Origin of the sequence: Dorea sp. 210702-DFI.3.17 (assembly GCF_020560825.1) — a bacterium.
Taxonomy (GTDB): Bacteria; Bacillota; Clostridia; order Lachnospirales; family Lachnospiraceae; genus Dorea; species Dorea formicigenerans.
Genome location: NZ_JAJCNB010000013.1, coordinates 43,395 through 63,765 on the forward strand (window position 1 = coordinate 43,395; position 20,371 = coordinate 63,765).

The 20,371-nt window shown below is 37.5% G+C and carries 20 protein-coding genes and 1 pseudogene; 2 read left to right on the plus strand and 19 right to left on the minus strand.

What is annotated here, in order from left to right; all coding sequences use genetic code 11:
* Positions 1-29: 29 nt before the first annotated feature.
* Complete coding sequence (locus LI149_RS08365) at positions 30-2,786, minus strand: SbcC/MukB-like Walker B domain-containing protein (RefSeq protein WP_227143203.1); 2,757 nt, start codon at positions 2,784-2,786, stop codon at positions 30-32.
* Positions 2,783-3,919 carry an exonuclease SbcCD subunit D gene (locus tag LI149_RS08370; protein ID WP_227143204.1) on the minus strand — a complete coding sequence of 379 codons (1,137 nt, stop codon included), beginning with the start codon at positions 3,917-3,919 and terminating at the stop codon, positions 2,783-2,785. The genes LI149_RS08365 and LI149_RS08370 overlap by 4 nt, the downstream gene beginning before the upstream one ends.
* A gap of 232 nt (positions 3,920-4,151) precedes the next feature.
* On the opposite strand from LI149_RS08370, the gene LI149_RS08375 reads away from it, so the two are divergent.
* Positions 4,152-4,337 carry a hypothetical protein gene (locus LI149_RS08375; protein WP_227143205.1) on the plus strand — a complete coding sequence of 62 codons (186 nt, stop codon included), beginning with the start codon at positions 4,152-4,154 and terminating at the stop codon, positions 4,335-4,337.
* Here the strand turns inward: LI149_RS08375 and LI149_RS08380 are convergent.
* The 15 genes from LI149_RS08380 to LI149_RS08450 form a co-directional block, all read right to left on the minus strand.
* Positions 4,325-5,152 carry a hypothetical protein gene (locus LI149_RS08380; protein WP_072446966.1) on the minus strand — a complete coding sequence of 276 codons (828 nt, stop codon included), beginning with the start codon at positions 5,150-5,152 and terminating at the stop codon, positions 4,325-4,327. The genes LI149_RS08375 and LI149_RS08380 overlap by 13 nt on opposite strands.
* Complete coding sequence (locus LI149_RS08385; RefSeq protein WP_118045941.1) at positions 5,136-5,621, minus strand: Mov34/MPN/PAD-1 family protein; 486 nt, start codon at positions 5,619-5,621, stop codon at positions 5,136-5,138. Before LI149_RS08385 ends, LI149_RS08380 begins: the two co-directional genes overlap by 17 nt.
* Entirely contained in the window at positions 5,602-7,347 is a 1,746-nt protein-coding gene (locus LI149_RS08390; RefSeq protein ID WP_227086709.1) for a ThiF family adenylyltransferase, read from the minus strand. The genes LI149_RS08385 and LI149_RS08390 overlap by 20 nt, the downstream gene beginning before the upstream one ends.
* Before the next feature lies 1 nt (position 7,348).
* Positions 7,349-8,410, minus strand: a complete 1,062-nt coding sequence (locus LI149_RS08395) for a nucleotidyltransferase (protein ID WP_118045944.1) — start codon at positions 8,408-8,410, stop codon at positions 7,349-7,351.
* Between the two features lie 106 nt (positions 8,411-8,516).
* Positions 8,517-8,966: a very short patch repair endonuclease gene (locus tag LI149_RS08400; RefSeq protein ID WP_118045946.1), complete on the minus strand. Its 450-nt coding sequence runs from the start codon at positions 8,964-8,966 to the stop codon at positions 8,517-8,519.
* Between the two features lies 1 nt (position 8,967).
* Entirely contained in the window at positions 8,968-10,140 is a 1,173-nt protein-coding gene (locus LI149_RS08405; RefSeq protein ID WP_118045947.1) for a type II restriction endonuclease, read from the minus strand.
* Complete coding sequence (dcm, locus tag LI149_RS08410; RefSeq protein WP_118045949.1) at positions 10,141-11,289, minus strand: DNA (cytosine-5-)-methyltransferase; 1,149 nt, start codon at positions 11,287-11,289, stop codon at positions 10,141-10,143.
* Between the two features lie 126 nt (positions 11,290-11,415).
* Positions 11,416-11,787, minus strand: coding sequence for a TnpV protein (locus LI149_RS08415; RefSeq protein WP_227086707.1), 372 nt, complete (start codon positions 11,785-11,787; stop codon positions 11,416-11,418).
* 4 nt (positions 11,788-11,791) lie between these two features.
* Complete coding sequence (locus LI149_RS08420; protein WP_304515581.1) at positions 11,792-13,216, minus strand: plasmid recombination protein; 1,425 nt, start codon at positions 13,214-13,216, stop codon at positions 11,792-11,794.
* Between the two features lie 243 nt (positions 13,217-13,459).
* Positions 13,460-13,687 carry a DUF5348 domain-containing protein gene (locus tag LI149_RS08425; RefSeq protein WP_118699468.1) on the minus strand — a complete coding sequence of 76 codons (228 nt, stop codon included), beginning with the start codon at positions 13,685-13,687 and terminating at the stop codon, positions 13,460-13,462.
* A 117-nt stretch (positions 13,688-13,804) separates the two neighbouring features.
* Positions 13,805-15,142 carry a virulence-associated E family protein gene (locus LI149_RS08430; protein WP_147585635.1) on the minus strand — a complete coding sequence of 446 codons (1,338 nt, stop codon included), beginning with the start codon at positions 15,140-15,142 and terminating at the stop codon, positions 13,805-13,807.
* A complete protein-coding gene (locus tag LI149_RS08435) occupies positions 15,087-15,761 on the minus strand; it encodes a CHC2 zinc finger domain-containing protein (RefSeq protein WP_227086705.1) in 675 nt (224 codons plus the stop codon). The genes LI149_RS08430 and LI149_RS08435 overlap by 56 nt, the downstream gene beginning before the upstream one ends.
* Before the next feature lie 187 nt (positions 15,762-15,948).
* The gene (locus tag LI149_RS08440; RefSeq protein ID WP_227086704.1) at positions 15,949-16,119 is read right to left on the minus strand and encodes a hypothetical protein; all 171 of its coding nucleotides are present in this window, start codon (positions 16,117-16,119) and stop codon (positions 15,949-15,951) included.
* A 17-nt stretch (positions 16,120-16,136) separates the two neighbouring features.
* Positions 16,137-17,189, minus strand: a complete 1,053-nt coding sequence (locus tag LI149_RS08445; RefSeq protein ID WP_147585617.1) for a site-specific integrase — start codon at positions 17,187-17,189, stop codon at positions 16,137-16,139.
* A gap of 13 nt (positions 17,190-17,202) precedes the next feature.
* Positions 17,203-17,394 carry a helix-turn-helix domain-containing protein gene (locus LI149_RS08450; protein ID WP_009243123.1) on the minus strand — a complete coding sequence of 64 codons (192 nt, stop codon included), beginning with the start codon at positions 17,392-17,394 and terminating at the stop codon, positions 17,203-17,205.
* 212 nt (positions 17,395-17,606) lie between these two features.
* On the opposite strand from LI149_RS08450, the gene LI149_RS08455 reads away from it, so the two are divergent.
* Positions 17,607-18,140: a helix-turn-helix domain-containing protein gene (locus tag LI149_RS08455; protein WP_118045960.1), complete on the plus strand. Its 534-nt coding sequence runs from the start codon at positions 17,607-17,609 to the stop codon at positions 18,138-18,140.
* 908 nt (positions 18,141-19,048) lie between these two features.
* Here LI149_RS08455 and LI149_RS08460 read toward each other — a convergent pair.
* The gene (locus LI149_RS08460) at positions 19,049-19,957 is read right to left on the minus strand and encodes an XRE family transcriptional regulator (protein WP_227143206.1); all 909 of its coding nucleotides are present in this window, start codon (positions 19,955-19,957) and stop codon (positions 19,049-19,051) included.
* Positions 19,958-19,974: 17 nt separating this feature from the next.
* Positions 19,975-20,181, minus strand: a pseudogene (locus LI149_RS08465) (helix-turn-helix domain-containing protein); the annotation flags it as partial.
* Positions 20,182-20,371: the final 190 nt, after the last annotated feature.

The following is a 20,371-nucleotide window of genomic DNA, read 5'->3' on the forward strand; positions in this document are numbered from 1 at the left end:
CTTTGCAAAATGATTTGAGTAATTTCCTTTCAAATAATCTCCGCCCTGCTTCCCCCTGCTTTTTCTTTTGTCACTATAATTTGTTTATCGATGCGTTCTTTTAATTCGCCAACGTGTGAGATGATTCCCACTAGCTTGTTTCCTTCTGAGAGCCCTGCAAGTGCTTTCATTGCCTGTTCTAGGGATTCATCATCCAGTGAACCAAATCCTTCATCCACAAACATCGTATCCAGCCTTATTCCTCCGGCTCTGGACTGAACTTCGTCTGACAGACCCAGTGCCAGGGATAGGGAGGCTTTAAAGGATTCACCTCCGGATAGTGTCTTGACACTTCGTCTTGTCCCATTATAATGATCAATTACATCCAGTTCCAGACCACTCTGACTCCGGTTATTCCCTGCTGCAATACTTCTTGCCAGCTCATACTGCCCCTCCGACATAACCATAAATCTCACATTTGCGCGCTCCAGTATCCGGTCAAAATATGTCATCTGCACATAGGTCTCCAGCATGATTTTTTCCTTTCCGGAAATGTTCCCGTTAGCCGTATTAGATAATGCCTTTACCATAGTCCATTTTTGTTCCAGTTCAATAATGTCTTTTGACTTTTTCTGGATTTTCGCCAATGCTTTCTGATTCGCTGCAAGACGTACCTGTATGTCTTTTAAGCACTGTTCCTGTTCTGTCCGCATTTCTTCCAGACATCTTTTTTCATCTTGTTCTTTCTCTACGCTAAACTCTCCCAAATTTTCTAGTTGTTTGCGGCACTGTTCCATCTGTCCTTCCAGTTTTCGAGCCTCACCGCTGCATTTCTGTACATTTTTCTGTGCCTCGTCATATTGCTGCTTTAACTGTACCTTCTTTATCTGCAGATTGCGAAGCTCCTGTTCCGCCAATTCCCCATCTTCAAACTTAAGATTCTGGCTTTGTTCTTCAAGCTGCCTGCTCTCCGTCTGTATTTCAGCATTCAACGCTGTAATTTTTCCGCTCAAATCCTCCCTCTCTGCCTGCTTCTCCACGATCATCTTTTCTGTATTCTGAATTTGCTTTTGAAGATTTTTATAATATTTGACCTTTTTGGTATTATCCAGGATCTGCTCTGTAAGCTTGTTTTCCTGCTCTGCAAGTTCTACCTGCTTGTTATGGATCTGGCTTTGAATGTCTTGCACATTCCAATTTTCTGATTCCATTGGCTCTGCTAACATCTTCTCCTTTTCCAGTTCGTGCAGCTTTTCCATGATCTGTTTCTTTTGCAGATCCACTTTTCCCACCAATTCCGCTGCTTTTTTACTTGCATTTTCCATCTCTGTCCGTGCCAGTTCCAAATGCTCCTGCAACTGATCCAGCTCTTCCTGAGATGGCACATGTTCCATAGCTGCAGCCTTCCTCGGATGCTCTCTGGAACCGCACACCGGGCATGGCTCTCCAGGATTCAAATGTCTCGCCAGTACCCCTGCCTGTCCATCTAAAAATGTCTGATATGCCTGGTCGTATTCTTCCTTTCGTGCTTGTGCCATCTGCGTTTTATCCACATATTGTTTCTGAAACTTTGTAAGATTTCCACATAATGTTTGATACTGCTTTATATTTTTCACAAATGAATCCAGTTCTTCTTTTTTCAGATCCAGTTTTTCTTTCTGAAACTGTAGTTCCGCCTGATTCTTCGGTTCATTTTCCAACATTTTTTCTTCAGTTTTGTCTTCCTGTAAATGTTCTTGAAGTTTTTCTATCTCTAATTTTTGATTCAAGAGCTTCTTTTCCTGTTTCTCAAGAAATGTTTTTCTTTCTATTAATTTCTTTTTCTTTTCTTCCAGCTTCTGATAAACCAACACTTCTTCCTGTATATGTGCAATCGCTGCTTCCAGCCCATCACGTTCTGTTTGTTTTTTCTCTTGAAATTTCAAAATTGCGGAAAGCTCTTTTTCTTGAATCTTGACTTTCTTATACTTTGTTTCTGCCTCTTCCAGCGTACGAAGTGTCTGAGATCTCGTCTGTGCTTTCTGCAAATGTTCCTGTACTTTCTCTAACTCTTTTTGCACATTTTTTATTTTTTCACTCAAGTTTTCCACATCCAACTGATCTTTTTCCACTAGATTCTGAATTTCATCAATTGCTTCTGTAAGCGGAATCTGAGTAAAGTCTACACTCACACCTTCCAGATACTGATCCACACTTCTTCTTGCAAATTCCAGTTCATCCGAAAGTTTACCTGATTCACTTTTTAGTTTCTCCTGAAGGATCTGATAGTAACCAGTTTTAAAAATCTCGCGAAAAATCCCCTGCCGTTCCTTTGTGTCTGCCAATAATAGTTTCAAAAAATCTCCCTGTGCAATCATAGCAATCTGAAGAAATTGATTTCTATCCAGTCCCAGAATTTCGATAATTGCTTTGTTCACTTCTTTCTGCTTTGTTACAACTCGTCCATCTGGATAAATCAGTTCCGCTTCCGCCCGCTGCAGTGTAATTCCTCCACCTTTTTTTGCTGGACGTTCATACTCTGGATTCCTACGGATCCTATACTCCTGTCCACCGTTTTCAAAAAAAAGTTCCACCTCCGTAGGCACATGCGCTTCTGCATATTTTGAGCGAAGCATTGCCGGTTCTCGATTTTCCCCACTTGGCAGCCCGTACAAAGCATAAACAATCCCATCAAAAATAGTTGTCTTTCCCGCTCCTGTGTCCCCGGTAATCAGATAAAGACCTTTCATTCCAAGCTTTTCCATATCCAATTCAACTATACTTGCATAAGGTCCAAATGCAGATAGTTTCAATCGTTTTGGTCTCAATGTCCACCCTCCCAGATTTTTTCTACCAGGTCATGAATAAGTTTCTTTTGTTCTTCATTCATTTCCTGATTATTCTGCTTTTCGTATAATTCTTCAAAAATATCGAATGGAGTTTTCTCTTCTGCCTCTGCAGCCTCCAGAAATGCAGCTTTTCCTCTTGTTCTCTGATTGTCATAATCCAGTTTCATTAAATTCGGATAAATCACCTGCAGTTTTCGTACTGCCTCCGGAATATCCTCTTCATCAGTCAATGTGATATGCATATAGCTGTCTTGATCAAGATTTTCATAGTATGCCTTTTCAGTCAGTTCCATATAAGTCCCTTTCATCTCACACCAATCACGAAGAGGGGCTAATTCTTTTGTGCTAATCTCTACATTTCCCTTTTCTTTCATCTCCACAATCGTCACAGACTTTTTATGATGAATTTCTGAAAAAGAATATTTTAAAGGGGTTCCACAGTAACGTACCGTCTCCCTTCCAATCTTCTGTGGTCCATGTATATGTCCGAGCGCCACATAATCAAACGCATCAAAAACAGACGCATCTACATTATCTGTTCCACCAACAGAAATATCTTCCGATTCGCTTCTTTTTGCTCCTGTCACAAACTGATGCGTCACTAATACATTTCTCTCGTCAGTATTTAATTTCATCTGCTCCACAGCCACTCGTATGGCATCTGTATAATTTTCTATCTGCTCATCTTCAAAAAATCTCTTTACATTTGCAGGCTTCACAAAAGGCAGCAAGTAAATATTTATCGGTCCCCATTTATCTTCCAGAACAACTGCTTGGGTTTTCCCCGCATACACCGGTGCAACATATACACCGCTTTCTTTCATAAGACGTCCACCGAATGCCATTCTCTCCGCACTGTCATGATTTCCACTTATAATAAATGTCTGCACTTTTCTCTTCGACAACTCACACAGGAAATCATCAAAAAGCTGGATTGCCTCCACCGTAGGTATGGACTTATCATAGACATCTCCCGCGATCAGAAGTGCCTGCGACTTTTCTTCATCTGCAATTTTCAATATTTTTCTTAAAATATCCTTCTGATCTTCCAGCATAGAAAATTCATTCACTCGTTTTCCAAGATGAAGATCCGATATATGCATGAACTTCATAGCACACCGCCTTATCTCTTATTCTTCTCATAGTTCACTGTTGTTTTTCATTATATTATATAGATAATTCTGTCTGTAATCAACCACTCTTTTCCTTATAGTACGCTGCCACTGACAGCCTCATCTAAACGCTTTCACAACATCAAAAGAGACCTGCAAGTAAAACTTGCAAGTCTCTCTTTTATCACCTTAATCGGCGCATTATACTTTATTATCGCGTATTAATTACTCGATGATTGTAGCAACACGTCCTGATCCTACAGTACGTCCACCTTCACGATATCAGACTGGCGTATTGCGGTGTGCAAATGATGATTTTTCGTGTGATTTGTGGGGGAAAGTCCGGATTTTCCACTGTATCCGTGTGGTTTTTGGGGATTTTGTTATCATGGTGTTATCACTGACTTATCTTTTATAAACGACAATTCCCTTATTATTAAATTTTCTTATTCCATCCCTTTCTTGCTGGAAAACTCTTACTTCATTAAAATTATCTCTTCCTCCAAGTTTAAAAGCACTGCTGGCAATATTCTTTGTATTTAATGGATTAGTTGTGGCATAAACATTTACTTTTTTTATATTATTATTTAAGCTCCTGACTTCATTAACAACGCACCTTACTAATTCAGGACTATCATATCTGTTAACATCATTAGTATTATTACGCGATATTAATAATGTCGGTATATTTTTCTTTATTTCCGGTAATTGGCTCAATGAAAGAGGATATGTATCAGAAATCATTACATTCACTTCATCTGTTTCATGCGAAAAATTTGATTTACTTACTGAAATGGTATCATTTTCTTTTTTATCAAACTCTCCGCAATTATATTTATCGAACGTATCATTCAGCACCAGTTTAAATTGCATATATATCGGCACCTGAATAAGGTTACATTCCGAGTACCCCAATATCTTTGAACATATCCGATACCACCCATATCTGTACTGTTTATAATAGTTTCCTCTATTAAACATATATGTTTTATTCCACTTTCTAATTATAAACAATACTACTATTAAAAAGAAAACACCAATTGCCCAATCTCCACCTTTCCAGGCAAAGTAAAAAATATAATCACATATTTTTTGTGACGCTTCCAGCTTAGGCGGGGTCTTTATTAACTCTGTAATTTTAAATATTCTCGGAGCAAAGAACACACCAACAAGCAACAGAAGTTGTAATATTGGTCTGATATTATTTTTTATCCTTTCATAAATTGATTTCATTCCATTTTACCTCACATATTTTTTTCGGGCAAAGCTTTCCTTTTTGCATTCTCCATATGCTGAATGCTTTACGTCCGGCAATGATATGATATTGTACCCCTTTAGGATCTTCTTTACCAATACGTTTCCAATTTTTTAAATCTATAATTGAATAATGTGGTATATCTTCCGGATGTGTATGCCATTCCCCCCAATATGCATACACACCATTATTTTCATTATACAATTTTTCAAAATATTTTAAATGCCCTTCATCTTTTCTGGTATATCTGGTTCTGGTACATATATCATTTTTTAATGGTTTAGATATATACTCAAGAATTATATTTTCATTATTCAGATTTTCCCGTCCGACTATAATTCCACCTTTCTCTGGATCATAATCATTCTTCTGGATCTGACTATATATTTCTTCCAATATTTGATCGCATATCTTTATTTTTCTGTTTTTACTTTCCGTTACAATCATTACATACACCACAATTAATATTTACAAATTGCTTACCAGTCAATATTTTAATCTGTTCCTGTTGTCGCAAATATCGGCCAGATGTTTCCAGATTATGTTTTTCCAGATAGTCACTATCTCCTTTTAAAGATATCAGTAAATTGTCATCGAGGTTTTCTTCAAAAATATTTTTGACCATCTTTAAACAAAGTAACATTGTTTTTAGTGAAACCAAATTTCCATATGGCACGTAAGTCTTTCCACACCCTCCCGCACTTTCCGTTATAATCTGTCCCCTCATGCAGTACGATGTTTTGTCATATAGTTCTCCTGTTTCTTCATCCCGGTCAAAAAAACATTCATAACATCCACAATTTCCATATTTTATATATGCAGCATGATTTCCAATACCATATACTTCATTCCACAAATAAACAACCGGCACTTTGATTTTGTTATTTTGTATCCATGAATTAATCCAACGATTTAAATTATGATTTCCTGCCGCTGAGATAATCAGATTATAGTCTTCAAAATTAATATCTTCTTCTGTAATTGCATCTTCAATTCTTTCCGCCAACGTCGTTATCTTTACTTCCGGAATATTTTTTTGTATATATGTGTTCAAAGCTTCGCACTTGTAACGATTAACATATTCCATTCCCAACACATGCCTGAATATATTTTCTTCCGTCAACTTCTCATAATCAACAATAGTAAGATCCTCATATCCTGCTTTTGCGAGCTCGCATATAACATGTCCACCAATCGAACCGCAGCCTATTATAAGTATTCTTTTTTTATAGTTTTCGCTGTCCTGTTCTGTTACACGCTTCATCAAAAACTTTTTATCAGCTTTTTCCATAAGCAACGGCTGCAATTCTTCTACTTTTTCCAGAGAAGTCTCTTTTAACATGCCACCTTTTATATACATTCCTACAAAATGTGTCTGTCCTGATGGCTGATGAATTTCAAACACAATAATTCTATCTTGTCGAGAACGTGGCATAATTGAAGCAAGTTCTCCCTCCGGCACAAAATGTAAAAGAGCATTCAAATAATCTATCGACAGTTTTTTTCTTATGTCCGGTGGGAAAATATATTTTTCAGAATATATTACAAAATATGCTATATTCATGACTGGCGTTTTTTCCAGATTCCAACGTTTTAAACTTTCAACATTTTCTCCAATATAAATCGGTGCTTTTTTGCATCTCTTTATATACTCTATCTGTTTTTCTTTTTTCCTTTTGGAACTTTTTTTAATGCCCCCTTTTACGATACGATTTTTTCTATCTGTTTCTACTGCCAAATGTGCAATTCTGCAATCTTTCAGTTGAGCCCAGTATAATTCAAATTCATTTATAAAATCGTTTTTATTTTCTCCAGAAAAACCTTGTTTCAAAATTGTCTGTGCACGCAATAATGATTGCATCATAATTCCAGGTAAATTCTGATCTATCAAAATACCTTCCGTTTCAAACAAACACAGTTTTCCTTTATTATCTATATGCGGCATATAAACAAGTTCATTATAATCTGCAACATATATATCCACTAAATCTCTATACCATTTTTCCGGAACTGCTATATATACAACAAACGATTCTCTTTCATTTATTACCAGTTCTCCCTGCAAAACTGTCTGATAGACATTTTCAAATAATTTAGCCTCTTTTATAATGCTTACATTTTTTATAACATCACTTTCCTGTAAGATTCGTTTGAGTTCTTCTGGTGAAAACATCTTAATCTACTCCTGATGCACTTGTTGAAGGTATAAAATTCATTTGTTTTTTGGCTGCATTTTTCTTTTCCGGAATCGGGAAATCATCTCCAAAAATTTTACTCAGCATCTTACACTGTTCCACTTCATCTGTTTCACTTTTTACAGCTTCCAGATCATCAACCAAATCATCAATCTTTTCTTTAAAATCTGTCATATAATTATCTGACATCTTTCTGAAGAGATTAACATCGGATTCAAAGTTCAATGAAGAAGGCAAATTGTATTCTATAGTATACATTAATCGTCCATTTTCATTCACTTCTTTAAACACAAACAGCTTTTGAATTTCTTTTGCAAAACTAATCACAGCCTGTAAATCATCATAACAATATTTTTCTTCTATATAATCATATTTTTTTGAAGCTTCAAAATGATCTACAGCAATTAACGTAATTGCTATGCTTGGTGGTTCTGCATTTCCTGAACTACTGAATTTCTTATTTTTCCAACGTTTTATATATCTTACTACTCTGCGAAATTGTTCGCGATCTTCTTTGTTATCGTCACCTTTATATTTATCATTAACATATTCTACAAGCCCGACCGGATCAGATTTCTCCCAGCATGTTTCTTCTGAATCCCTGTTTTTTCCACGTGCAAGATATAACTGACTGTCAGAATCATCTTTGTCTTCATAAACGTAAGTAACTAAATCCACATGATATGCAGCTTCGCCATCTTTCTTGTATGTTACTGTCACACATGGTTTTTTTATTTTTGCGCCATACTCAGTATGATTTTTTAACAGATCTCTTATTTTCTCTTTCAGGTCCATTGGTTCATAATCATCACGATTAACATGAAAACGTAAACCTACATCTATATCATATTCTTTATCCAGTGGTTCAACCCCCAGATGCATACTATAACTCCCCTGATTGTACTCATCAAATGCAGGCATATCGTCATCATTTCTTAATATACCTAATAAAATATCTCTTTTTTCTTTCAGTTCACTTTTAACGTCATAATCCATTTTTATTACTTTGTTAAATTCTTTAAAATATGTCTGCAAACTCATTTTCCGCGCTCCTTCCTTAGCACTCTCTTTTGTTGAGTGCTGATAATTATCAGTATATCATTCTTTTCCGATTAAAACAAGTTACACTAATCACTGAAATTATTTTTCAAATCTCCAAGCTATATTGTTCATTCTGCAAATAATCCTCCAGTTGATGCAATTTATCTTCTCGGAATTCTTCATCTTTTTTCATTTTCTTTATTGTGCATTCCCACACAATTACTACTTTGACTTTTTTACGCATCAATTCTTTTCGAACACATTCATCCCTCTTTATATTTGCGTCAAACTTTTTCTGCCAGAATTCTACCCTTGATCTTGGCATGTAAGCATATTTGCATCCCTCGTGCCTGTGCCAGAAACACCCATGTACAAAAATTGCTGTATTATATTTTCTCATGTATATATCCGGATGCCCCGGCACACTTTTTGAATTCACGCCATATCTGTAACCTCTGGCAAACAATAATTTTCTCAGATATATTTCCGGCTTCGTATTCTTGGAATGTATCGCTGCCATATTTTTGCTACGTTCTTCCGGACTCTTGATGTCCATATTATCCCTCGATTTCCTGTATATACTTCACAAAACGTGCAATGGTCCAGATTCTGTCCCGTCTGTCTTTCGGATAAGATACAATATATGGTTCCGGAACTACTAATACTACATTTTCAGCCTGCATCTCATCCATCTGTGCTCCTGAGATTCCCTGTTGTAACGTACAAAGATATTTGGGTGAATCTTTTAATCTGTTCGCCTCATTCAAGACCTGTCTCCAACGATCTTTACATGTAGTTTTAGCTGCAAGCGTTACTAGTTTCTGAATATCAAAACTGCTGTTATGGTATGCCTCTCCTGAAGGAAATATAAAATCTGGTTTCTTGTTTCCTTCTGTCACCGCCTGAGCTGAATACTGAATGGCATTTCCATCAAATATCGCAGCAAGATGATGTTCAAGACTTTTTCCTGCTCTGCTCTTTCTTCTGTTCAAGACCATATTTGCAACTTTTACAAATTCATCCACATCTGAAAATCCCTTAGTTATAATGTCTCCATATCTTGCATACTCCAGAGCACGAAACAGCGTATACTCCATATTAGTCCAGTCAATTATTTTCCTGTCCGGATTTGTCTGTATATATTCAATATGATCATAAGCTCTGTCCTGTATATATCTTGCAGTAGCTGACATTTCTTCTGACGTTGGAAAATCCACCTCAAGATTTGCTATAAATTCCTGAATTGCTATTTGTTCCTGTGTTTCTGCCCGGACATTTTCAACATTTATCAAACTGTTTGTTTCTGTCGGACTGATGCCAAACGCATTAAGAAATTCCTCAATTTCCTCTTCTGTATCCAAGAAATATCCACTGTAGTTTTCTTCTGCCTGTTTTGTAAAAACAAACAACGAACCTGTCTGATTTATATGCAGGAACGGAAATCCTCGTCCAAATCTTGTTATTCTAAGTTCGTTTTTACTTGCATAATAAGTAAAACAGCTTTCCGTTTCAAAATCATTCTGCCATTTTATTTTTACAGTCCTTTTAGGTATTCCCTCCTGTTCAAGCTGTTCTCTGGAGAACAACATTTCCATCGCAGTTTTTGAAATCAGGATTCCCGACTGATGAGCACCGGTCGCACCTGTATCATTTGCCGAAAGAAATTTGCAAAAGCTTTTTTCACTGTTTAACACTGATGTTATCGCAATTTCCGCATAGCCTGCTGACATTTAAATCACCTTCCTCTGTATATCCTGTTCTTTCTCATTATCCATTGTTTCAATGTTGTTAACTATCAGTTTTGCAACTTCTCCCATTAATGGAACGACTACAGAATTTCCAAATTGCTTATATGCCTGTGTATCCGAAACAGGAATCTTAAATGTATCCGGGAATCCCTGCAATCTTGCACATTCTCTCGGAGTCAACCTTCTCGGATTCTTTCCTTCCTGTGCAATAAGCACTTCCGATCCATCTTTGTAATACCTGGCACTCAATGTCCGGGACACTCCATCCAAAGGGGCTATTCCATATCCAAATCCATTACCGGCTGCCCGATGCTTTGCTGCGTAATTCTGCAGATATGTCCACAATTTATCAGACAATGTGTATTTATCTGCAACTTCTTCATCAAGAATATCTCTCATAACAGGTTTTGGAACACGTGGTGTAAGATTAAACTCAAAATCAATTTTATCTCCATAGCGTTCTCTGTCAAATCCTACAATTAATATTCTCTCTCTGTGCTGAGGAACATAATTCTGTCCATCCAGAACTTTATAGAAAATTTCATAGTCCAACTCTTCCAGTGACTCTCTGATTACCTGAAAAGTTCTTCCTTTATCATGGCTGCATAAATTTTTAACATTTTCAAGCATAAATGCTTTTGGTCTTTTTTCTTTCAATATCCTGCAGACATCAAAAAACAATGTGCCCTGTGTTTTATCCTCAAATCCAGTAGCTCTTCCCATACTGTTTTTCTTTGATACCCCGGCTATTGAAAAAGGCTGACACGGAAATCCGGCAACCAGAATGTCATGATCCGGAATATCTGCAGCATTAACTTTTGTAATATCCCCTTCCGGCTGTTCTCCAAAATTTGCAAAATAGGTCTGCTGACTGTATTTGTTCCATTCACTTGAATAAACACATTGACCGCCGGCCCGGTCAAATGCAATACGCATACCACCAATCCCGGCAAAAAGATCAATAAATGTAAATTTTTTCTCTTTTCCTGTATTCTTCTTCTTTTTTACATCACTCATATAATATGCTACTGCTTCTCTGACACAGTCCTGCATACTCAGTTCATTCTTTTCTGAATAAGAATTCAATTCATTATATAACTCATCGTCTACTCTTATATGTACCTGTCTCATTCTCATCACTCCTGGGAATATATTTATACCTGTTTTTTCCCTATTATACTCTAATGCAATTTAAAAAGCAAGCGAAAATACGAACATACTTTCGTTTGCTTTTTCCCTTTTATTGGTTATCCACTACTATGAATATATAATTTTCATGACACTTTCTTCTGCAATATTCTTAATATTATTCATCCTCCTCACCCATTCCACCTGATCCTGCATCTTCAGTTCTTCTGTCACTCCCCACTGTTCAACCATCTGCTCCATCAGTATCTCGACTTTTTCTCTTGCTTCCTTATCAACCTGATTTAAATGCTCCGTCAGTTTCCCGGTCAGTAGCAGATACTGATACCTTGCACTCCGGTGTTCTTTCAGAAACTGCTTTCGCATCATTCCATATTTTCCATATGCAGGTTCTTCCTCATTGATTTCCAGATCCGGCAGATAATAATCTCCATGCAGTGTGTAGCTCAGTCCGTTCTTTTCATCATAAATCTGTTTCTTCATATTCTTACAACTCCATTCCTCTGTATTTCGTTTTATTCTTCTTTATCTGTGCATTGTGTTCTTCACTTCGTTCTCTTGCCCATTGTATGCGGTCGCCTATTTTTTTCGGCATTTGTTCTTTCTGTTCTTTCTGTTTTTTCGCTTCAAGTTCCGCCTGCATCCGGATATCGTCCTGCACCAGTCGTTCTACCATATCTTTCCCCAACATGCGTAAAAGTCGGTTATATCTGTCTGCAATTCCCTGCAGTATTTCTTTCTCACCTGACAATTTCTGATAATCTTTCTGAACTTCTGCCAGTTCACTTTTTGTATCTTCGTACTCCTTCTTTTTCTCCTGAAACTTACTTTTCCAGTTATCTCTTTCTCTGGTGAGTTCTTTCACCTGTGCAGCCATTGCACCGATTTTATTTTTCATTTCAACAAACAATGGTTTGATTTTCTTCTCCCGATAAGTTACCGCACGTTCCAATGCTGTAGCTTCCGGTAAAAATGTTTTGATCATTCCATATTCTTTTATTTCCTTACTGACATTATCCATCACCGGTTGCAGAAATTCTCTTCTGTCTTCCAGTTTTTTCAATTCTGTTTCTGCTTTCTCAGCACGTCTTTCCGCTGTTTCTTTATCTTTCTGGAACTGAATTTTTTCTTCTTCCAGAAGCTTAATATCTGCCCTTGCGTCCGCAATCTGAGAAGTCAGACCTTCATTCTCTGCTGTCAGATTTTCTTTTTCCTGTTCCAGTTCCTGCACTTCCTTCTTACGCTCTTTCTTTTTGAAATTGTAAACATCCAGATGCTCTTCATGTGTACCTTTCTGCTCCCATTCAATTCCATGTTGCTTTGCGATTTCCGCCAGTACTTCCTTTTCATGGTTTATCCACTGATTCAGTTCTGTATCATGCTTATTTCCGCCTTGAAATCCAAGACTTTTCAATGCCTGTTTCAGTGAGACTCTGGTATCCATTCCTTTTCCCTTCCAGTTGGTCACATAAGGAACAAAGTCAATATGCAGATGCGGAGTAGCTTCGTCCTGATGCAGATAGCAGCCAAATACCCGAAGTGTCGGATTCCGCTTCTGGAAATCTTTTACATATTCATCCAGTACCTTTACAGCCAGATTTCCTTCTGTTGTTCCCACCGCCATATCCTCACGATTACCAATCTGGAATATCACTTCATGGAACAGCTTCTCCTGTTTGCCCTGTCGGATTTTTTCATAATAATTTGCAATTTGCCGATCCTTTCTTTTCCCGATATTGTATCTCTCCACCGCATCGTCAAACAACTCTTTATAAACTTCTTTTAGATTCTCATTCTTATAACAAATGTTCAATTGTACTCTGTCCGGATCTACATTTTCTGCTACAAAATCCCGTCTGTTATGAGCCAGTGAACCGGCTCCGATCATGCCACTGATTGTTCGTTTCATCATAAATTTTCTCACCTCTTTTCTGTTTGAGTGCCAGATATGGCACATAATTTTTATTTACGCCAGACATGGCGATATTTAAGAAACTTTCGCCGGATACGGCGGTTTTGTTACTTTTGTCAAAAGTAACGCAAAAGCACTTTCGACAGCCGTACCGTCCATCAAAAGTCCCCTTGCGCCCTGCCGGGGGCATAACGTCCTTATGGACGTCTGTTCTGCACCGACTGAAACGAATCGTAGACCTGTTTATTCCGATATTCTCGCCTGCACATATTCCAGATTTCCGCAGTAAGGTGTCCCCACCAGATACCATTCTCTTGCCAGATTCATCTCCATTCTGGTCTGTACCCATTCATCATCTACCAGCACTTCCAGTCCTTCTCCACAATGAAATCCTGTATCAATCCATAAGTCTGATGATAATAATCCATATCTTCCATTGCTGCTGTTATATCCTAATCTTCCCTGTTTCATCATTGTCTGCTCCTTTCCAGTTTGTAAACGGAATTTGTAAACGGGGCTCAAAAGATTTTAAAAGTTAACTTTTTAAGTTTTTCCTTCAAGTTCCGTTTACATCGTTTACAATAATCTTTACTCAAACGGTATCTCCAACTGTTCCGGTACTTCCATGAATCCGTCTTTGTCTTTTTTCTCAATACCTTCTATTCGTTTCCATGACCGCTGGATGCCATATTCCTTTCCAAAACGGTGAGTACCGTGTTGTTTCCATCCTTCTATTGCATTATTCATAATATTTGCGATTTCTTTGCTTTCCCATTGTTTCATCTCACCTGTCCGATGCAGTGCATCATCAAACAAAAGCTTTGTACATACATAATCGTCTTCATAGTCATCAAGAAACGCCTGGATAATTCCTGCATTTGTATCTTCCGGCATAAATTCTTTCTGCAGTTTCTTCGCTTCTTCCTCAATCTCTTTTGTAAAACTGAGGTATACATTTCCCTGTTGATAAAGCACCATAGCCTCTGCCCATGCCTGTACAATATAAGCTCTGCTCTCTTCTTCATTGTCTAGAATATGAACTTTTGCTTTTGTTATATCTGTCATAACTGGGGCAAATCTCCTGTTTCCGGTTCTATCCAATGGAAGAAAATTTAGGTCATTCGATGTTCCACAAAATACACACTGTCGTGGTCTGTCCTCTGGATAAACCTCATAAGGAACTTTGTAAGTTTCTTTCTGTCTGCTTAGAAACGATTTTATCTGTTCAATGTTCTTTGCAGTAACAGTTGCTTTCATTTCTCCCATCTCTATAATCCAATGGTTCTGTAATTTCCGATAAATATTTTCATCATCCAGGTGATCCAGATTGTCACTGAACCAATCGTCATTTATTGCCAGATATTTAAAAAATGTAGATTTTCCAGCTCCCTGACTTCCTACCAGGCAAAGCATAATATCATACTTTATTCCTGGTTCATATATCCTGGATATTGCTGCCAGCATATGCATTTTCATCACGCCAGTCGTATAACTGTTCTTTTCAGCTCCAAGAAACCGTGGAAGTAAATTCTCAATACGTGGAACGCCATCCCACATTAGGCTCTCCAGATAATCTCGAATCGGATGATACTTATTTTCATTGGAAACAATATCTACTCCTTTTTTTATTACTCGTTCACTAGTAATCTCATAATTATCTTCCAGATACATCTTTAGATTACTATCGTCCGTATCTGTCACTGTGAGGCTCTCGCTTCTCCGTTCCCAAGGCACCTCTTTCACAATGTCCATTCTTCCGGAAAGTTCATTCCTCTTAATTGCTTTTTTCAGCACTGGATCATTTTGAAGTGCGGTTACACAATTTCTGATTGTCTGCTTTGTTCTTCCCTTATCCGTATGCTCCAGCATATTATTGACATCTTCTGTTGTAAGCATCTCCTCGTTCACAATATCTTCTAATTCCATCAATGACTTCTCGCTGATATTCGTTAATTCTTTCTTCAATTCTCTCAACCTCCTTCCTCTTCATCTTGAAAAACTCTACAATTTCTTCTCCTGCTCCAAACATCAGCACGTCCAGATAGTCATTTATCTTTCTTTCATTTGCCAATGCCTCCGTAAACAATTCATGCCACTCTTCTTCTGGTTCTGGTCTGTAAAACTCTTTCCAGAACTGAATCCATTTCAGATATCTGATCAGCACGTCTGTTGCAAGTTTCAACCACTGCTCCAGTTTTTCTCTGATCATCACAACTTTAGGTTTCTTTGATATCAAAGTATTCCTGCTTTGGTGCGTCCTTTTGTATTTGTTTCTGTCTTCGACTTTTATATCCAGTCCAAAATCTTCTATCAGCTTTTTCGCAGCTTCATACTGTGATATTCCAAATAACCTTGCTGTAAAATCTATTGCATCACCACCCACTCCACATGCAAAGCAATGATAGATTTTATCTGCCTTCATACTTGGGTGTCGGTCTTTATGAAACGGACAACATGCCATTCCATTTCCCTTTACTTTAATCCCGTAATGCTCTGCAGCCTGTCTCGCTGTCACACATCCTTTAACCTGTTCAAATAATATCACTTCTACCTCCTGCCCCTCCGGGCAAGTCTCTGATGAACAGACATTCGGGAATTGTTGTATCTTTCAATTCGTGATATACTGAATCTGCCAAGATGGTATATCAGTGAATCTGATTATCAGAGAACTTGCTCAGATATTTTGTCTGGGCTTTTTCTTTTTGTCTGTCAGTAGTCATAGCTTTTACTCCTTACACAAATCTCCTTGTAGGAATAATAATGATTTCAAATTTGCTCCCATCCTCTAATTCAAGAAGAATCACATAATCTGAATCCCGATCTGCTAAAATGGAACTTATTTTCAACTTTTTACTGTAGTTAATTACATCAAATATTTTTCCGACTACTTTCTTTGTTTTCATTTGCGTCTTCCTCCGTATTAACGTTTGTTGTCCAGCATCTCTGCTACTTTTTTCTGCTGTGATGGGTACAGATGCCCATAAGTATTCAGTGTCATCTGAATATCTTTGTGTCCCAGCCTTTCCTTGATAATCAGTGGTTCTACTCCCTGATAGATTAGATATGCCACATGACTGTGCCGGATATCATGCACTCTGATTGGTTTTACACCAGTCAATGCTTCATATTTCTTGAGACGTTTCTGCAGTGTTCTCGCTACAATCGGAAACAACCTCTGATCTTCCGGAAATCCATAATGTTTTTTCGCATACTTCTTCACCTCTTCCTTAAGAAAATTCGGAATATCAATGGTACGGACTGAATTCTCTGTTTTTGGAGTATCGATCACATCTCTTTTCCTGATCCGGTTATAAGTCTTATTGATATGCAGGAGATTACCACTCATATCAAAGTCCGAAAGATTCAATGCCAGAAGCTCTCCTTCCCTGATTCCTGTCCAGAACAGAATTTCAAATATCAGATAATCCTCACTCCCCGGCTCAACCCCGGCGATAAATCTGTCATATTCTGCTTTCGTCCAGAATTCCAGCTTATTTGCATCCGATTTCCCCATCTTTTTTACTTTCTTACATGGATTTTCCTTCAGATTGTAAATTTTCTGTGCATGATTAAACAGTGCATTTAACTGATTCTGGATCATACGCTCATAAGTCTTGCTGTATCCTTTTTCCTGAATGGCATTCTGCCACTGGATAATCTCTGCCGGTGTAATTTCATTCATTTTTCTTGTTCCAAAATACGGAACAATGTGTTTGTTCATCATGTGCTGCTTATTACGGATTGAATTTTCTTTCAGTTCATTCTTTTTATCTTCAAAATAAACTGAAATAAAACTGTTCATCTCCATTTTCATATCCGCCGCAGTCTTTCTTATGAATTCCTTTTCATAATTCAATGCTTCTTTCTTTGTCTTGAACCCTCTTTTCAACTTCTGCGTTTTCTTTCCTGTCCAGTCAATATAACGGAAGCTCACATACCAGGTTCCCTGTGTTTTGTCTTTGTAAGCTGACATCTTAAACCCTCCTTCATACTGCTCTCTGAGAGCATCCATAAAATTTTGTTTCCCAGTAGGGACGTGGAATCTTTCCACGAACTGCCACATATCCTTCCTTTGCCAGTTCATCATTGAGCTGCTTTAGAATAGAATATGCTTTACTGCGTTTCACGCCTAATTCTTCCATGACATCATCAACAGTCATCATATAATTAGTTCTCATATCGTCCTCCTTTCCAGTCACTTTTGTGACTCTTTTATTGTTCTCTTATAATAATTCACTTTTGTGAATTTGTCAATAAACATTTGCGAATTTATTTTTTCCATTCCATACATATTTCTTGCGTATCAGCAATTTATTAAATCTCACTCTTTTGTATCATTCACTTTTGTGCTAGAATAGAAGCACAAATATTATTAAGGAGGCAGCACATTATGGTAGGTAAGAAAATCCGGGCATTCCGGGAATTCAGAGGATACAGTCAGATACAATTAGCCGAGCTGTCCGGCATTAACGTAGGTACGATCAGAAAATATGAACTGGGAATCCGGAATCCAAAACCAGATCAGTTAGAAAAGATAGCAACTGCATTGGGATTAAATGTAAGTGTTTTTCTGGATTTTAATATTGAAACAGTCGGAGATGTACTCTCTCTGTTGTTTTCTATTGATGATTCAGTGAACCTCTCACTTGCAGAAACACCTGATCAGAAGGTTTCACTGACGTTCGATAATCCTACAATGCAGGACTTTTTCAGGAAATGGTGTCAATTTAAAAATGTCTATGAAAAGGAAAAAGCTGAAATATTAGCTATCGAAAATGAAGATAAAAGACAGGAAGAATTGGATAAGCTGAACGCTACCCAAGAAGAATGGAAACTGCGTGCTATGGGAACTACGATAGGTTGTCATACCATCGTTAAAAAGGGCACTGAAGGTAATGAGATCAAGACATATGATCTGACTTAATCCACAGGCAAATCTCTGATTTGTGGATAAATCCACTTTATCTGTTATCATATTTGCGAAAATTATATATTTTGTTATCATTCTGTTATCACAAACGGTTGTCAGGACACTCTCCCGGCAACCGTTTTTCTATACTGTTCGTTATTCTTTTCCACTCTTTTGTACATTTCCAGGCAACAGAAAAACCCGTAGAACCGAAGTTCTACGGGTATCTTACGTTTGGACACAACGTTATCTTGCGATAACAAATCTATATTCAGATTGTATTACTCGATGATTGTAGCAACACGTCCTGATCCTACAGTACGTCCACCTTCACGATACTTTAATCCCGTTTTATCTCATATTTTTTATGGTTTTCTCTCCAAAATACAGTGAAAAACAGCTGAATTGCACCACCTATTTTGATTTGCCTGATTTCTTGGCACCGTTTTGGCACCGGAGAATACTCAAACCGATTCTCTTCTGTAGATACTAGATACTTCTCTACCAACTTTATATTGCACCGGTAATTTTTAACTGTTATAATCGAAACATGGGTGCTACCATAACGGTAGGCGGTTAGTCCTTCTCCAGAGGGACTGTGACCCTCTGATTACATAGAAACCTGTAAAGGAATCCAGTGGAAAGGAGGGCTAAGCCAATGAGTATTGTGGACTTCATAGCAGTAGTGAGCTTCGGCTTAACCTGCTTTAGTATCGGATATACATTAGGCAAAGATAATCATAAACCACAAAAATAACCGCCCCAGCCTGCAAACTGAACGGTTATTTTTGTAATCAATAAGTATGTGGACTAACCGTCTATCGGTAGCACTCTTTTTCTATAATCATATTAGCACGCATCTGTGGAAATGTCAAAAATTTTCTTCTTTCTCAACTACATCTATTTCCATACATTTTTACAACCTATTTCAAGTGTTCCTCAAAAATTGATTCGAGTTCCTTATTCCCCCTCAAGAATTCATACTCTTTCTTATTTTCAATTTCCGAATACAATTCACGAACAAAATTTTTTCCAAGTCCCGAAAAAGCTTTTCCCTGTGCAGTATCTTCATACCTGTAATACAAAGGGGATTGTGTCATATTCCAAGGCTTCTGTGATTCACTTAATAATCGCTTAATTAACTGGATACATTTTTCTACATCTTTTCGATATCCAGCAATCAGCAGATATGGAACTGTGTTGCCATAATTCCATAGTCCAAACAATGATATCATGTGATCTGTAATCTCAGCAATTTTCTCTGCTTTATCATGATTTCCTGTCTCTTCTTCCATTTCTATTAACTTATACAAGTAGCTTTGGATATTGATAACTGCCTGTAGCAATTTCCCTTCTAAGAATAATGCAGCAGTATCTGTTCCTTCCTGATGTGCTAATACACTTGTTTTCATAATCGTTGCATCAATTACAGTATCAGGAATTTTTTTCAAAAGGGCATTTGCTTCTTCATATTTCTCCATTTGGACATATTTTGTTGCAAGTATAAAAACGCTTGAATTTCTCACTCTTTCATCCTGACTATCTGCTGTTCGTTCCAGCCACTCAATAATAGCTGTATTATATTCCATTCGTTCTTCGTCATTAAGATCTGACAAAGTCAAAGATCCGTTCAGAACGGTTGCGATCGTATATATTAATAAGTCGCAATGAGGATACTCCTGTATTTTACGAGATGCCATCTCGAAAGCCTCTGTAAAGCTGTCCAATGAAACTTCCGAAAGTTCATTCACAAATTGTCCAATCTCTTTTTCTGTCAATTCTTCATGAAACGAAAACAATTCATTCATATCAATTTTCAATAGTCGTGCCAAAGCTGGAAGTAATGAGATACGGATATATGGTAACGCTGTATCAGCTCAAAGAATATCTGTAAACTTGGGTGCTGCCCCTTGTTCTCAATGTTCGCAAGGTAGCGCGGCGAGATAAACATTTCGTCGCCTACTTTCTTGCGGCTTTCCTTGCGTCCTTCACGCGCTGCCTTTATCGCTGCCCCAAAAGCCTTGAAGTCGTATTTTGGTACTGGTCTTTTTGCCATAGTTATTCACCCTCTTACATTTTACTGTTCCCCTTTCTTCTTGGATATGTCTACATAGTTCTATCAGTTAGCCAAAATAATTCATATATATATATGTTGACAACAAGCTGCTTTTGTATATAATATTATATAAAAGGGGAGACTGTCCGAAAACTCGGATAATCTAATCTGATGAGAAAAAGATTGATAT

Coding starts and splice junctions, on each gene's coding strand:
- LI149_RS08390 (WP_227086709.1), bottom strand. CDS start 7,347: ATGTTTTCACCAGAAGAACTCAAACGAATCTTACAGGAAAGTGATGTT.
- LI149_RS08395 (WP_118045944.1), bottom strand. CDS start 8,410: ATGAGTTTGCAGACATATTTTAAAGAATTTAACAAAGTAATAAAAATG.
- LI149_RS08385 (WP_118045941.1), bottom strand. CDS start 5,621: ATGATTGTAACGGAAAGTAAAAACAGAAAAATAAAGATATGCGATCAA.
- LI149_RS08400 (WP_118045946.1), bottom strand. CDS start 8,966: ATGGACATCAAGAGTCCGGAAGAACGTAGCAAAAATATGGCAGCGATA.
- dcm (WP_118045949.1), bottom strand. CDS start 11,289: ATGAGACAGGTACATATAAGAGTAGACGATGAGTTATATAATGAATTG.
- LI149_RS08420 (WP_304515581.1), bottom strand. CDS start 13,216: ATGATGAAACGAACAATCAGTGGCATGATCGGAGCCGGTTCACTGGCT.
- LI149_RS08430 (WP_147585635.1), bottom strand. CDS start 15,142: ATGGAATTAGAAGATATTGTGAACGAGGAGATGCTTACAACAGAAGAT.
- LI149_RS08455 (WP_118045960.1), top strand. CDS start 17,607: ATGGTAGGTAAGAAAATCCGGGCATTCCGGGAATTCAGAGGATACAGT.
- LI149_RS08380 (WP_072446966.1), bottom strand. CDS start 5,152: ATGAAATCAATTTATGAAAGGATAAAAAATAATATCAGACCAATATTA.
- LI149_RS08450 (WP_009243123.1), bottom strand. CDS start 17,394: ATGAGAACTAATTATATGATGACTGTTGATGATGTCATGGAAGAATTA.
- LI149_RS08440 (WP_227086704.1), bottom strand. CDS start 16,119: ATGAAAACAAAGAAAGTAGTCGGAAAAATATTTGATGTAATTAACTAC.
- LI149_RS08375 (WP_227143205.1), top strand. CDS start 4,152: ATGATTGTAGCAACACGTCCTGATCCTACAGTACGTCCACCTTCACGA.
- LI149_RS08370 (WP_227143204.1), bottom strand. CDS start 3,919: ATGAAGTTCATGCATATATCGGATCTTCATCTTGGAAAACGAGTGAAT.
- LI149_RS08405 (WP_118045947.1), bottom strand. CDS start 10,140: ATGTCAGCAGGCTATGCGGAAATTGCGATAACATCAGTGTTAAACAGT.
- LI149_RS08445 (WP_147585617.1), bottom strand. CDS start 17,189: ATGTCAGCTTACAAAGACAAAACACAGGGAACCTGGTATGTGAGCTTC.
- LI149_RS08425 (WP_118699468.1), bottom strand. CDS start 13,687: ATGAAACAGGGAAGATTAGGATATAACAGCAGCAATGGAAGATATGGA.
- LI149_RS08415 (WP_227086707.1), bottom strand. CDS start 11,787: ATGAAGAAACAGATTTATGATGAAAAGAACGGACTGAGCTACACACTG.